This is a genomic window from Streptomyces sp. NPDC087428, assembly GCF_044744085.1.
Lineage (GTDB): Bacteria > Actinomycetota > Actinomycetes > Streptomycetales > Streptomycetaceae > Streptomyces.
The window spans coordinates 1-13181 of record NZ_JBIUXR010000010.1 but is presented as its reverse complement, the minus strand read 5'-3'; the positions used below and the strand labels follow the sequence as shown (position 1 = coordinate 13181).

The following is a 13181-nucleotide window of genomic DNA, read 5'->3' as shown; positions in this document are numbered from 1 at the left end:
AGAACTGGCCAAGGGCCACGCTCGTACGCGGCAAAGCGACTGGTCAAGACCTGATTGAGGGGCTGACGACGTGTTGAGCCTGGGCGCTCAGGGGTGATCGACATGAATCTGTGCCGTTCCGTACTGATGAAGTGGTTTCCCAAGCGCTCCAGAAGCGTTGAAGATGAGGGAGTATGGGCGGAGCCCAAGGCGCTAGGGGATGGAGCCCAAAATGGCAGACCGAAGCACCATTGAGTGGACTGAGGCGACATGGAACCCCACTACAGGGTGTGACCGTATCTCGAAAGGTTGCGACAACTGTTATGCCCTGGTGCTAGCGAAGCGGCTGAAGGCGATGGGGTCTCCGAAGTATCAGATCGACGGAGATCCGCGGACGTCGGGTCCAGGCTTCGGGCTTGCTATACATCCAGACTCATTGAGGCTTCCGTACACATGGAAGTCGCCGAGAGTGGTTTTCGTTAATTCAATGTCTGACCTTTTCCATGCAAGAGTGCCAGTTTCCTACATCAAGGACATCTTTGATGTGATGCGCGAAACTCCGCAGCATACGTATCAGATTCTGACAAAGCGGTCGCGAAGAATGCGGAATGTTGCCGATCGAATTGACTGGCCTGAGAATGTCTGGATGGGGGTGACTGTCGAAGCTTCTGAATTCAAAGCGAGAATTGACGATTTGAGGAGCACTCCGGCGTTTGTCCGCTTCCTCTCGTGCGAGCCCTTGATCGGAAAGCTCGGCACGGTTGATCTGGATGGTATCGGCTGGGTCATCGCCGGAGGTGAATCGGGAAAGGGGCATCGTCCCATTGAAGAAAGTTGGGTCACTTCCTTGCGGGACCAGTGCTCTGAGGCCGACGTGCCCTTCTTCTTTAAGCAATGGGGAGGATCGACTCCCAAGGCTGGAGGTAGGTTGCTACAGGGGCGCACCTGGGACGAGTATCCGAAAGCGAAGTCCCGCGCTGGAGTATGAGGTCAGGGGAACGTGATCCAGGTGCCGTCGGGGAAGCCGCTCCGGCCCGGTCGCTGAACCTGGATGACTCCTGCCCTCTCCAGCGGCGTCAGGACGGGCTTACGCAGGTGCGTCTTCTTGTACGGCGTGTGGATCAAAGTGAACTGCTCCAGGGACGTGATGGAGACGCGTCGTCCGCTGTGCTGAGCGAGGAGCGCTCGTCGCAGTGGATCGGTGTCTACGGCTGAGTCGGTGAACAGTACGTCTTGGCCGGCCAACCGGTCCGAGAACTTGAAGCCGCCTCCAGGGTCGACCTTCCACATGGCCTCCTTCATCAACTCGACGCCTTTGATGCCGCGAGTTCCGTGAAAGAGGTAGTAGCCGATGTGCCCGGTTTTGTTGATCATGGCAAATGACTGCACGTAAGGGAAATTGCAGACGTCTGTGAGCTGGCGCTCGTAAAGATCGTGCAGGAATTGCTGGCGACTTACGCCGGGCGGGAGGCTTCCTACCTGCTTGTATTCGTTCGTGCCGAAGAGGTCGATGAGGTGGTGATCTACGTTTCCTGCGGTGGCGAAGCGGTTAACGTGATCGACCATGTAGTTCACGAACAGCTCGCAGCTGTCGAATGAGAGCAGCTCTGAAAGGATGCTCATCGGGAGTCCTGAGAAACCGAACGGGTCGACGAAAGCGAAAGTTGGCGCAAGGCGACGCTTCTGGTTTCGAAGGTGGTCTATCAGATTGGTCGCCGTCTCGGAAAACTCGGAGTTGACCAGCTGTACCTTAACGTTCTTTGGCCAAGGTTGGTTCGCCTCTTTATAGCCTTCGATTTGCTGAGTGAGGCTCTCGAATCGATCCTTCTTTGACTCGCAGAAAAAGAAAAGAAACTCGCATTTCATCTTGTCGAAGTAGCTGTGAGAAAGCAGGGTGTCAAGTGCGATGAGCGGGGATCCCGGCTCGCCGGATTGATAGCGCCCCGGACCTGCAAAACCATCTAGGAAAACGATCCTGCCGTTATAGGAGGACAGGACGGGAAACCAGCCGCCTAGATACGACTTCAAAAGGTCATGCTTGGCTTTGGTGTGCGGGTCAAGCTGCCACACGGTAGTCCTCGGTGCTGCCACGTGTCCCCCTCGACGCAATCGGCATGCTCGGCAGCATTATGGGTCCGATCCGCAGCTAAACGCACGCCAAATGTCAAAAATGGTCGACGAGAGCAGCAAATTCGCCCGAATGTTCGACCGCCCCAGCCACGGCGGGGTTCTTCCCCACTTGGTGCTCGCTCCAGCCGCGCGACCGGCGCAGCCGGGGAGCGCGCGGCGAGCGGAGCGAGCCGCCTTGATTAAGTAGGGAAAGCTCTACCGCGCTGGGAGCAGGTGCCTGCCGCAGCTTGTGTGTCGGACGTGGCCGTCGACCGCGCTCACCTGCTGCGGCCTGACGGCCATGTCCGGAGGCCGTCAGGCCGCAGCAGCGGCCTCCCGGCCCCGTCGCGTCCGACGGTGGAAGATCTCGTCGAAGGTGGCGCGGGCACCAGCGGGGTCGATGTAGTGCATGGTCAGAAGGGCTGCGATGACGGCGCCAACGAGGTCGTTCTGGACCTCGGACCAGGAGTGGTCGTCGCCACAGGTGGTGAGGCCCTTCAGGCCGTGGAGGGCGTGCATGGCCTCGCCGGCCTCTTCGGCGACCTTGCCGACCTGGAGAGCCTTGAGCTCCTCGTCGGGGAGGTGAGCGCCTGCCGCTCGGCAGACGGCGGAGAGCTTCTCGATGTTGTCCCACAGGGTGTCCACGTCGGACCTCCGATCGATGGGTTCGGCTATTCCTGTGCGGGGCGACCGAGCTGGCGTACGGTCCATCCGGCCATGCGCCAGGCGTCGGCGTCGATGAGGTTGCGGAGGTCGACGAGGACCGAGTCAGCGACCAGCGGGGCGAGGGCCTTGGGGTCGGCCTCGCGGAAGTGGGGCCACTCGGTGGCCAGGACGATCAGTTGGGCGCCCTGGACGGAGTCGTCGAGGGCTTCGGCATAGTCGAGTTCCGGGTGCCGGCGCAGTGCCGTGGGTACGGCGTGCGGGTCGTGGACGGTGACGGTCGCGCCGCGCTGGTGCATGAGGGCGGCGATCGCCAAGGCCGGGGATTCGCGGACGTCGTCGGTTCCGGCCTTGAAGGAAGCGCCCCAGACGGTGATGCGTGCGCCGTCGACGGGGCGGCCGAGCGTCTGCTCGATGAGCTTCAGCGCGGCGGTGGGGCGGGATTCGTTGACCTCTTCCGCCGCGCGCAGCATGGTCGCTGCCTCGGCGGCGCCCAGAGTGCGGGCAGAGGCGGTGAAGGCGCGGACATCCTTCGGGAGGCAGCCGCCGCCATAACCGGGGCCGGCGTTGAGGCCGCCGCGGCCGATACGGGGGTCGAGGCCGATGGCCTCGGCGAGCTGCTGGACGTCGGCTCCGGCGGCGGTACACATGTCGGCGACGCCGTTGATGAAGGAGATCTTCATGCCGAGGTAGGCGTTGGCGGCGCCCTTGATGAGTTCGGCGGTGGCGGGGTCGGTCACGAACAGTGGGATCCCGTTCGCCAGGAGAGGTGCGTAGACCTGGCGTACGGCGTCCTCCGCGCGGGCCGAGGGGACGCCAACGACGATGCGGTCGGGTCGCAGGGTGTCGTCGATGGCGTGGCCCTCGCGGAGGAACTCCGGGTTCCAGACGACCTCCACGTCCTCACCGGCCGGGGAGAGACGTGCGAGGAGTGCGCCGAGGTCGCGTGAGGTGCCGACGGTGACCGTGGACTTGCCGATGACCACTGCCGGGCGAGTTAGGTGCGGGGCGAGGGCGCGGGCGGCGCCGAAGACCTGGCCGGTGTCGTAGCTCCGTCCGTCCGCGTCGATGGGCGTGCCTACGGCGAGGAAGTGGATGTCGGCGAACTCGGCGGCCTCGACCAGGCTGGTAGTGAACCGCAGTCGCCCGGATGCGGTGTGGGTGGCAAGGAGTTCCGGGAGGCCCTCCTCGTAGATGGGGCACTCGCCGGCGTTGAGGCGGTCGATCTTCGCCTGGTCCAGGTCCACGCCGATGACCTCGTGGCCGATCTCGGCCATGGCAGCGGCGTGGGGGATGCCCAGGTGACCGCAGCCGATGACGGATACGCGCATGGGGTCGACGCTCCTTTCCTTGTCTCTCGCCCGCCCGGGGAGTCCGGGCCGGCCGGGTGCGTCACGCTAGCGCCACCATCCGGCGCGGCCCTCTTCGCGCAGGTCAATCAACCAGCTTGCTGCTTCAGGAGATTGACAAGTGCGGGCAACGCCTCAGCGGCGGTTGCCCGGCACACCAGGTCACCGTCCTGGGGCCCCTCCAGCGGGTACGGCATGAACTGGCCGTCGTGCCAGAAGCCCTCCGGGTCCAGGTAGACGACCTGCATGCCGCGAGCGCGGGCTCGGGCCTGGACCTTGCGGCGGTCGGCGTGCAGGCCGACGACGAGGAGGGCCTTGGCACCGTCCACCCACTCGACATCGGGTACGGCCTGGTCGTAGCGGCGCATGAAGCACTCGTCGAGCCCGGCACGCGCCGCGAGCACGTCGAAGTTGTTGGTGATGACCGGGCCGACGAGGTGACCGGCGTCCTTCAGTTCCTTCAGCGCCCACATCGCCGGGGTCGGTTCGGCCAGGAAGCAGGCGCGGAACATCTCCACGAACTCCGCAGTCTTCTCCTCCGGCTCCGTCAGAACCTCGTGGAGGAGCGTGTCCGCTGTCGGGGAGAGGGTGAAGCGGTGTTCCCGAGGCTCGTGGCCCTGGCGGTCGGTCACCCGGTAGATCTCGTGGAGCCGGTGCAGGGGCGGGATACCCGCCTCGACCGACGTACCGCAGCCGATCTCCACCTGGAACGGCAGCAGGTCCGCGAGGACGGACAGGTCCGGGACGCGGGTCGGCGTACCGGGGCGGTCCTTGCACCTGATCCCGGTGGAGAGGACGTTCCACGGCAGCTGCCGGACAGCGGGCGGTGGTGCGTAGGACACCGAGGCGATCTGCACGTCCAGGCTCCGGTAGCCGACTGGGAGGGTGCGGCCCGCAGCGGCGTCCTGGGGGTGGACGTCGTGCTCGGTGATCCGGCACTTCAGATCCCGCCGGGTCCATAAGAATCCACCGGGAGCCTCCTTCCAGCCGCCAGTGGCGAGTGAATCCCACAGGGCGTCGTGGTGCGCGTCGATCTCGTCGGACGGCGCGGACGCGGAGTGATAGAGGTACAGGTCGGTCAAGCCGATGGCCGGCGCAGCCGTGGTGGGCACCAAGCCGTACCTGTAGCGGTAGTGGATGATCCGCCGCCGTGCGTCGTCGGAGGCCGCCCAGCCGGACTGGTCGGCGGTGGCCTTCTCCTGGGTGCGGCGCCAGATGCCTTCTTCGATGTAGCGGGGCCGGTCGGCGTCGCCGAAGTATGTCTTCCAGAACTGCTGTTGGGCGGGGACGAGCTGGTCGATGACGATGTATGGGATGTCCACGATCCCTCCCTGGAGAATCACGCGTGGATGTTCCAGATGGCTGACGGGGTGCAGGCCGTCCCGCTCCGGGCAGCCGAAGCCGCGCTGAGCGACACGGTTCTTCAGCGCCGCTCGACGAGAGAGCAGCGTGGGAGGCTCCGGCGGCCGAGCGCAGGCAGCGGCCTCGGTGCCGGGAGCGGCCTCAGCGGTCGGAGGTCAGGCTCGCGTCCGGCGCGACGGCGGAGGGCCGGTGACCAGCGCCTTCGAGGAGCGGGCCGGCGTGCTCACGCAGTGCCCAGGCCGGGCCGACCAGGCCGGCGATGGCCAGGAACGTGAGCGCGATTCGGCTTCCGTGGTCGGGCCGTGCGTGTCTGGACGCGGCGTTTCGGGCATGGCGGCGTCGAGCCCCGGTCACGAGGTGCCGCCGAGGGCGCGTTCGTGGGCGTCAAGGAGGCGGCTGGTCTGCGAGTGCAACCGCTCCAGCTCAGTAGAGGTGAGGATGAGCGCGCCGTCGAGGGTCGTGCCGTCATCGAAGTGGAACTCGACGGGAACCGACCCTTGCTGGGCCCTCGGGTCGTAGACCGCGTCTCGGCCGGGCAGCAGCGTGGCGTGGGTGGCCTTGACCGGCACGGGTCTGAGCGTCGTCCCGTCGGCGGGCGCGGACCACTGGGTCCCGCCCCCGGGCGGGCGCAGGTGGTACGTCGTGGCGGGGCCCTCGCCAGGGAGGGTGACCACGACCCCCACACGGTCCTCGCGGGCGCTGTCGGTGGCGAGGTCGCCGAGCCGGGGGACGAAGGGAGCTGCGGTAGCTAACCCGGCTCCCTGGGAAGGGAGGTGGGGAGAACGTCGTGGCGTCATGCCCTGAAGTTAGGGTCAGGGCAACCCTCGAATATGAGCCGAAGGAATACGACCCCTATCCGTCCAGGTGGAAGCGGTCGGACAGGCGCCGCAACTTCTCCCGCGTGGCTGCTCGTTCCGCGTAGACGATGCTGCGAAGCGTCGAACGGGCGATGGGGTGGTTCCGCACGAGCTGGGGTGCGATCCGCTCGGCCGTCTCCAACTCGGCCAGAGCCTTTCCCCGGTTCCCGTCCCACAGCCAGGCCCGCGCGACGTCCATGTGGTGGTGTCCCTGACGGGAGTTGGGCAGCGAACCCACCAGCCCCGGGCTGGTACGGCGGTTTATCTCCAGTGCCTTGCCCTGCTTGCCCATTTCCAGGGCCACGCTGATCGCATGGATCTGCACGTTCCCGGCGGAGAACGTCAGCGAATGCCGGTCGTACACCGGTGCCCCGACGTACGCGTCCATGCGTTCGGCAGCAGCCTTCGCGTGGCCGATCCGGTCCTCGGCCTCCGAGGCGCGGCCGGCTCGGGCGGCAGAGACCGCAGCCCGCAGTTGCAGCGTGCCCCAGGCCCGCACGGCCAGCGGCTCGCCACGGTCGTACTCCTGCTCCACCGAGGTGATCGCCTTGTCCGAGAGCGTCAGAGCGTCGGCCCAGTCAGCCGTCGCCCACATGTCCCAGACCCTCATCCAGTCGGCGACGGCGGGCAGCACCGGATCTCCCGACAACCTGGCTGACCATGCGGCCCGCTCGCACGCCATGGCGACCAGTTCGAGGTGCCCGAGGGAGTGGGCGGCGGTGTGTGCGAACTTGCAGCACACGGCGTAGATGGCATACGCCTCCTCCCGCTCGTGCCCCTCCGACTCCTCCGCCAAGGCACGCGCCTCGCGGAACAGGTCCGGGAGGACTCGGAGAATCGCCACGTTTGAGGCGGTGTCCCGCAGGCGGTGCAGCCGGGTTACCTCACGCCACAGCTGTGATGCGGGCCGCGGTGCCCCGTCGAAGACGGGGACGAGGTCGTAGCGGCGCAGCTCGCGCAGGATCGACGAGGCAGCGACCTGCCACTGGTTGTCGTCGGGGGAGCTGCTGTACGGGCGTCCGATCAGGTCGTTCGGATGGATGTGCAGTTCCGCGGCCACCTGGTTGAGCAGCCCGACCCGGTCCAGCTCGATCAGGCCACGTTCCATCTTCGACACCCAGCCCTGCGACTTCCCCAGGGCTGTCGCCAGGTCGGCCTGCGGTATGCCCAACCGCAGCCTCGCCCTGCGGACGCGCTTGCCGATCTCCTCGGCTTCCTCCAGCATCAGGACACCTCCCGGCCGCCGGACGCCCCGGCGCGATCACCGGTCTGTCCGTACAGAGTTCGTCTCCAGAACGGTACCCATGACGCGGCTTGCGCGTGTGTCGAGCTGCAGGGTGAGAGGTGACGGGTGAGAGGCGACGGGCGCACGCCCGGTTCTCTCTCGCGGGGCCTGTGCCGGTGTCGACCTGGTCGAGTCGCTGTTCACGAACTCCGGCCAGCAGGTGCGAGGGTTCACCCGCTGGTGCCTCGCCCGCCCTGAGGGGTGACGCATCCACTATGGATGCGCCTCGGGAGGCCGTTATGGCACGCGAATGGCACGGGCTCTGAAAATGGTCTAGACAACAAACAGGCCCTGGTCTCCGACCAGGGCCTTCATCATGGAGCGGGTGACGAGAATCGAACTCGCGCTCTGAGCTTGGGAATCACCGTTCGCGTCAGCCTGGATGGGTGCCTGACCTGCGAGGGAACGAGTCTGCGGTGCGTCTACTTCGGCATCGGTGATCCGGCGTTGACCGTGGCTGACCGCTCGATCTGGTGCGCATCTGGTGCGGTCAGATGATGAGGCAGACGGCCCATGTCGCACCCCGGGTCCCGCCCTTTACTGTGCGGACGACCTCATCAACGGGAGCCTAGCAGCGGTGTATGTCCTCTCGGTGGGGCCAGCCCAGGCGCCATCGCCACTTCGTCCTGAAACAGCTTCGACGGGCATTCCTTTGCAAGGTTGATACCCGTTCTACGTTCAGAGATGGTTCGGGGTGCCAAGAGTAGCTAGGATGCTGATCCAGCTGGGATGAGGGCGGCAAGCGGAACGTCAAATTCGGGGATGATCCGGCGCATGTTGGCGTGCGCGATCGCAGTCCCGATCGCTGTATTGATGTGTCCGTTCATTTCCAATTCCCTTACGCGCCTGAAGATCGGTGCTAGATCTGGCCTGCTCTCAGTGAGCATTCGCTCGATCTCGCGCTCATCCAATACGGTATTTTTGAGAGTCGATAAAGCCAAGTCGGTGATCTCTTGGAGGAATAGAGTGTCAATGAGGTCCAGAAGCTCTTCCTTCGTGATGGCGTTTATTTGGTAGCGGTCAGGCTCCGGCCCAAAGGGGCGCACCAGTCGAGTGCCAATAAGGCGCTCGGCATGCATTATCTCTTTATTTGAAAATCCCCGCGTGAATAAACCGGGATAGTTCAGACCGGCATATTTTCCGGGGGGAAGGGATCCGGCTGTAGCGATCGTGCAACCGAGGCCAGCTAGGTAATCTAGGTCGGCAGGATCGGCGTCCCTTAGATCTTGAAAAAATGGTTCGATGGACTTTCCGATGCTTCTAGCAAGCGCACCGATTGAACGTATTTCGCCGTAGGCCAGCTGCTTTAATGCGAAATTGCAGGTGAGAATCGCGAAGTGATGAGATGACAAGTGCTCGGCGATTCCTACCGCGAAGTTCGAGGCAAGCTGTGAAGTGGCACGCTGGCGGCAACTTGCGCGACTGATGAGAAGTTCAATCAGCACTTCACCAAGGTCTGCATCACCCGTCTTTGCGTACCCTGACTGCGCGGAGAAAAGTGCCGACTGCGTGCCTGGGTCCTGAAAGTCTTCCAGGACATACGGGGCCCGCTGCTGAAGAGATTCGACCAGGTTGAGGGTGAATTCATCGGCCCGCTGTTGAGCTATAGCGTGAGCCTCCCTGCTGAGTGATTGAAAGTTCTTTGCAAAAACTTCCATTGCCGTATCACGAGAAATCTCTTTTACATCCCTGTACCCCATCCCTATGGCAATGTCCCTCCCGGCCTGCATGTTCAGACTATTGTCGCGCGATTTTTGTTGCCTAGTATTCCATTTCATGGTGATTTTCCGAACGTGTTACTGTCGCCAATCGTCAGGTCATTTCCGCTCTGCAAGTTGACTGAGTCGTTTCCGCTGCGTTGGATCTGCTTAGGGCTTCCGGTGGAACCGCCTGGCGTGCTTCGGAGTTGATATATTCCGATGGCGATTCCGAGCAAGCCAAAAAATGCGCCAACGATCCCCCCTAGCATGCTCGCTTTCTCAAGTCCTAAGTACACGCTGACGATTAGGAGGACTACGCCAAGGGCTGCGGTGCCGCCCCAGAGGGCGCGGCGTTGATTGCTAGTCACGACAATATTGTCACGTACCTGTGTCGCTCGTGTCTGCCATTCGTCTAACTCGCCGTTTACCTGCCATGAAGCGTCCTTGGCTGGACACGTAACCGCCCCGGCGGCCTGTAGGGGGCAACCGGGTGCGAGCAGGGCCTGGATCCTCGGATGACTTCGAGCCCCGGGCAGTCAGGCCCTACCACTCTCCTCAGAGCGGTGTCTCATAGAGCCCTCCTTCCCTCATCCGGGTATGGACGAGGGCGCGGCTGGGCGCGGCTTCGGATGTTCCAGGGTGTCGGACGTCCGCTCGCTACCGGTCGATCGGGATCGCGTAGACGATCTCGCAGTGCGCTGCGGGCACGACGATGTCTGCTGTTTCCACGGGGCGTCCCTGGTTGCTGTAGTAAGTCCGCCTGATGTGCGTCACGAGTGCGGCCTTCTGGATGCCGAGTAGCGACGCCTCCTCGGCGGTCGCCTGCCGCGGCTCCGGCTGCTCCACCGCATGGCTGACGGTCACTCCGATCACGGCCATGCGGTTCACGACACCTGCCCCGGCGTGCGGCCCTCCCTCGGGGAGGACGACGAGAGTGCCCGCGGTGAGGTCGTAGGGCTCCCAACTCGTCGACAGCTGCACCGGCCTGCCGTCCGCCAGGAACTCGTACGTCGTCCGCACGCACAACTCACCCTCGCCGATCCCCAGCCGCGCGGCAATCTCCGCCGGGGCCGGCACCTTCGCCTCGGTCCGGCTCTCCCAGTCGCTCTGTCTGCCCAGGGCCTTCATGTCCTGGCGGAACGGGGAGCCGCTGGGCTGCTCGCGTGCGGATGACCGGACGACCCGAACCCGCTGCCGGGCTTCGGCGACGTACGTGCCCGATCCGGCCCGGCCCTCCAGCACTCCCTGAGAGATCAGCAACTCCTGCGCCCGGCGCACCACGTTCTCGCCGACGCCGCACTCCTGGCCGATCTGGGCGCGAGAGGGGAGGCGGTCCCCCGGTTCCCAGACGTGCTCCGCGATGCGCTGCCGGAGTTCGTCGGCGATGCGGAGATACGGCGGTTGCTCAGACATATGGAAAATCTAGTCCACTAGCTCTAATCTAGTTAACTAGCTTCACTGAAAGTGATCGTCGGTGACGGGGGCTGTGCTGTGTCCGCTTCGGGAGTGAGTGCGGCGGCCATTGCCGCCCGGCTGTCCGCCGCCGGGCTCCCCACGCGCGTGGAGGAGCACAACGGGTTCACGACGGTCGAGGCAGAAGTGCCGGAAACGCTCTCCGCCGAGTCCTGGCGGGAGGTCCTGGACGTGGTGGCCGATGCCGATCGATTCGGACTCCTGGCCACCAGCTTGAACGGCCGCACCTTATGGGCGGTCGTACGCAAAACGGTCCCCACGACGGGCGATGTCGGGGGACCGGGCTATCAGCGATAGGAGCTGACCAGCATGCTCAACCGTATCCGCCGTGCCGCCTCCCTCACCAGAGAGCGGTACTTCCCCAAGGGCCGGCACCGCCGCCCCTTAACGCCCTCCCGGCCGCTGGCCGCTCCCACCTCGGCCGCGCCGGATGATGCGTCGACCGTTCCCCTGGGCCAGGCTTCGGCTGGCGCGGTCCACCGTCGCCCCTTGAGGGGTGAAGACGTCGCGCTTGTCCGGCCGTACCTGGTGGCGTGGGAAGCGCGTGTTCGGACGCGAGCGGTGGTCGTCGCGCCTCGTCTGCCGGCCGATGCCTGGTCGGCTCTCGCGGGGGTTCGCTGATGCCCCCTCGTCGACAGCCGCGCGGTGCGGACACCACGTCCGTCCCCTACCGCTCGATCGCGTGTCGGATCGGCACACACTCCTCCTGCGTTGAGTCCTCCCCGCTCCTGGCACCGGTCGACGTCCCGGTGATCTATGAGGCGTGCGAATGCCCGTGCCACTCGGCACCCGACCGGTCCGCGGCCGTGGAGGTGACGCTGTGAGGCCTCAAGGCCCCGCCGGTGCACTGGTTTCCCACATCGAGGTCACCGCGGCCACCGTGCAACGCGGCGACATCATCCAACTCGGCGGCCAGGCATGCCGGGTGAGGGACCTCTTCCAACTCCCGCAGGGGGCCAAACAGCTCGTCTTCGAGTCGGGGGAGCTGCTAGCCATACACACGCGTACCCGGCTCGTCGCCGTGCGACTGCTGAGAAGGCGGTGACCGGCTCCGTGCCCAGTCGTCACCACGACATTGCCGACGACCTCCGCCACCAGATCACGACTGGCCGCATCAAGCCCGGCGAGCGCCTACCGTCCGAAGTCGGCTTGGCCGCCGGGTACAAGGTCAGCACGGTGACGCTGCGTCGTGCTCTCGCCGTGCTCCAGGGCGAAGGCCTCGTCGAGAAGATCCATGGCAAGGGCAACTTCGTCCGTCGCCCCCGTCGCAAGATCATGTACGTCGGTGGCTGGGGCACGCTGGACCCTTGGACCGCTGCTGAGCCAACGTTGCGCGTCACGGTTCGCAGCACCATGGTCCCGGCCTCCGCGCACCTGACGACATTGCTGAAGGTGCCAACGGGCAGCCCCCTCGCGGAGTACTCCTGCCTCAGCCTCGAACAGGGGTCGCCGCACGGCCTGGCCCGCATCTACATCCCGCGCGACCTGGCCCCGGCCGGAGTGCTCGACGACGACTCCGCGCGCCGGGAGGCGGTCACGAGATTCGCCGTCCTCGGCCCGTCGCCGGCCACCGTCCGAGAGACGGTCTGCGCCCGCTCTCCCACACCGGACGAAGCCTCGGCCCTCCGCATCGGATCCACCGCAGCCGTCCTCGCCGTCACCCGCATCGCCACCGACTCCACGGGCCGCGTCATCGAAGCCGCGCTTCTGGCCTTCCCGGGAGACCGCGTCGATGCCGTCTTCACTGCCCATCACGTGCTCGACGAAAGGCAGACCCAAGGATGACTACGCCGAACGAACTGCGGCTCCTCCCGTGGTCGGGCCCAGAGGATAAGCCCTGCTACCTGAGCACTGACGACCCGGCCGGCTTCATGTCCCGCCTAGCGGACAGCATCGAAGCGGTCCAACTCGGGACGGCGGCCCAACTGCTTGAAGAGGTCTCGGGAACCCTCGACGACCAGGACACGGACCTGAACGACCTGCGCCGTCTGGTTCACGACCTGACTGGCGCCCTGCGGGACGTGCTTCGGGTTGCGGCCAGCCGCGGGCATCTGCTCGTAGTGAGCGAGCCTCGCCGAATCTGAAGAGGCTGCGCACAACAGCGCCAACCGAGGACAGACTCCCCGCTACGGGGGAGGGGGCCGAGCGAAAATTGTCGAGTCCCCCTCCCCGCTGCGTTATACCAGTCCGGTTGCTCTGCAAGGGCCGGCGGGATGCCCCCGAGGATCGGTTCGTAGAACACGACGCGTGCCATGAGCTTGGGATGGTGGATCGCTGCTTTGTAAGCCTGGCGCCGACCACGGGACGGTCTTACAACGGCTAACACAATGAGGTGGATCGGTCCTGTTGACCGTGTCCGCGTCAGAGATTCAGCGTTGTTCGGGCATGGGGACTTCGCCGTGGA

14 protein-coding genes are annotated in these 13181 nt (G+C 65.1%); 6 read left to right on the top strand and 8 right to left on the bottom strand.

Annotated features, from left to right (window positions below; all coding sequences use genetic code 11):
* The first annotated feature begins 199 nt into the window (after nucleotides 1-199).
* Nucleotides 200-967: a DUF5131 family protein gene (locus ACIO3R_RS21710; RefSeq protein ID WP_402107866.1), complete on the top strand. Its 768-nt coding sequence runs from the start codon at nucleotides 200-202 to the stop codon at nucleotides 965-967.
* 2 nt (nucleotides 968-969) lie between these two features.
* On the opposite strand, the gene ACIO3R_RS21705 is transcribed toward ACIO3R_RS21710, so the two are convergent.
* From ACIO3R_RS21705 to ACIO3R_RS21670, 8 genes are all read right to left on the bottom strand, one after another.
* Nucleotides 970-2049, bottom strand: coding sequence for a three-Cys-motif partner protein TcmP (locus ACIO3R_RS21705; RefSeq protein ID WP_402107863.1), 1080 nt, complete (start codon nucleotides 2047-2049; stop codon nucleotides 970-972).
* 354 nt (nucleotides 2050-2403) lie between these two features.
* The gene (locus ACIO3R_RS21700; RefSeq protein ID WP_402107860.1) at nucleotides 2404-2733 is read right to left on the bottom strand and encodes a MazG-like family protein; all 330 of its coding nucleotides are present in this window, start codon (nucleotides 2731-2733) and stop codon (nucleotides 2404-2406) included.
* Nucleotides 2734-2759: 26 nt separating this feature from the next.
* Complete coding sequence (locus tag ACIO3R_RS21695; RefSeq protein ID WP_402107859.1) at nucleotides 2760-4082, bottom strand: UDP-glucose dehydrogenase family protein; 1323 nt, start codon at nucleotides 4080-4082, stop codon at nucleotides 2760-2762.
* A 107-nt stretch (nucleotides 4083-4189) separates the two neighbouring features.
* Nucleotides 4190-5422, bottom strand: a complete 1233-nt coding sequence (locus tag ACIO3R_RS21690) for a hypothetical protein (RefSeq protein WP_402107856.1) — start codon at nucleotides 5420-5422, stop codon at nucleotides 4190-4192.
* A gap of 390 nt (nucleotides 5423-5812) precedes the next feature.
* Nucleotides 5813-6136, bottom strand: coding sequence for a hypothetical protein (locus tag ACIO3R_RS21685; RefSeq protein WP_402107854.1), 324 nt, complete (start codon nucleotides 6134-6136; stop codon nucleotides 5813-5815).
* Nucleotides 6137-6314: 178 nt separating this feature from the next.
* Entirely contained in the window at nucleotides 6315-7544 is a 1230-nt protein-coding gene (locus tag ACIO3R_RS21680) for a helix-turn-helix domain-containing protein (RefSeq protein ID WP_402107852.1), read from the bottom strand.
* A 767-nt stretch (nucleotides 7545-8311) separates the two neighbouring features.
* A complete protein-coding gene (locus tag ACIO3R_RS21675) occupies nucleotides 8312-9382 on the bottom strand; it encodes an LPO_1073/Vpar_1526 family protein (RefSeq protein WP_402107849.1) in 1071 nt (356 codons plus the stop codon).
* A gap of 579 nt (nucleotides 9383-9961) precedes the next feature.
* Nucleotides 9962-10717: a GntR family transcriptional regulator gene (locus ACIO3R_RS21670; RefSeq protein ID WP_402107845.1), complete on the bottom strand. Its 756-nt coding sequence runs from the start codon at nucleotides 10715-10717 to the stop codon at nucleotides 9962-9964.
* Nucleotides 10718-10795: 78 nt separating this feature from the next.
* On the opposite strand from ACIO3R_RS21670, the gene ACIO3R_RS21665 reads away from it, so the two are divergent.
* From ACIO3R_RS21665 to ACIO3R_RS21645, 5 genes are all read left to right on the top strand, one after another.
* Nucleotides 10796-11074, top strand: a complete 279-nt coding sequence (locus ACIO3R_RS21665; RefSeq protein ID WP_402108393.1) for a hypothetical protein — start codon at nucleotides 10796-10798, stop codon at nucleotides 11072-11074.
* 12 nt (nucleotides 11075-11086) lie between these two features.
* Nucleotides 11087-11398 carry a hypothetical protein gene (locus ACIO3R_RS21660; protein WP_402107843.1) on the top strand — a complete coding sequence of 104 codons (312 nt, stop codon included), beginning with the start codon at nucleotides 11087-11089 and terminating at the stop codon, nucleotides 11396-11398.
* A 199-nt stretch (nucleotides 11399-11597) separates the two neighbouring features.
* Entirely contained in the window at nucleotides 11598-11822 is a 225-nt protein-coding gene (locus ACIO3R_RS21655; protein ID WP_402107840.1) for a hypothetical protein, read from the top strand.
* A complete protein-coding gene (locus ACIO3R_RS21650; RefSeq protein ID WP_402107837.1) occupies nucleotides 11819-12562 on the top strand; it encodes a GntR family transcriptional regulator in 744 nt (247 codons plus the stop codon). The genes ACIO3R_RS21655 and ACIO3R_RS21650 overlap by 4 nt, the downstream gene beginning before the upstream one ends.
* Entirely contained in the window at nucleotides 12559-12861 is a 303-nt protein-coding gene (locus tag ACIO3R_RS21645; protein ID WP_402107834.1) for a hypothetical protein, read from the top strand. The genes ACIO3R_RS21650 and ACIO3R_RS21645 overlap by 4 nt, the downstream gene beginning before the upstream one ends.
* The last annotated feature ends 320 nt before the right edge of the window (nucleotides 12862-13181 follow it).

Coding starts and splice junctions, on each gene's coding strand:
- ACIO3R_RS21710 (WP_402107866.1), top strand. CDS start 200: ATGGAGCCCAAAATGGCAGACCGAAGCACCATTGAGTGGACTGAGGCG.
- ACIO3R_RS21695 (WP_402107859.1), bottom strand. CDS start 4,082: ATGCGCGTATCCGTCATCGGCTGCGGTCACCTGGGCATCCCCCACGCC.
- ACIO3R_RS21680 (WP_402107852.1), bottom strand. CDS start 7,544: ATGCTGGAGGAAGCCGAGGAGATCGGCAAGCGCGTCCGCAGGGCGAGG.
- ACIO3R_RS21675 (WP_402107849.1), bottom strand. CDS start 9,382: ATGAAATGGAATACTAGGCAACAAAAATCGCGCGACAATAGTCTGAAC.
- ACIO3R_RS21670 (WP_402107845.1), bottom strand. CDS start 10,717: ATGTCTGAGCAACCGCCGTATCTCCGCATCGCCGACGAACTCCGGCAG.
- ACIO3R_RS21660 (WP_402107843.1), top strand. CDS start 11,087: ATGCTCAACCGTATCCGCCGTGCCGCCTCCCTCACCAGAGAGCGGTAC.
- ACIO3R_RS21645 (WP_402107834.1), top strand. CDS start 12,559: ATGACTACGCCGAACGAACTGCGGCTCCTCCCGTGGTCGGGCCCAGAG.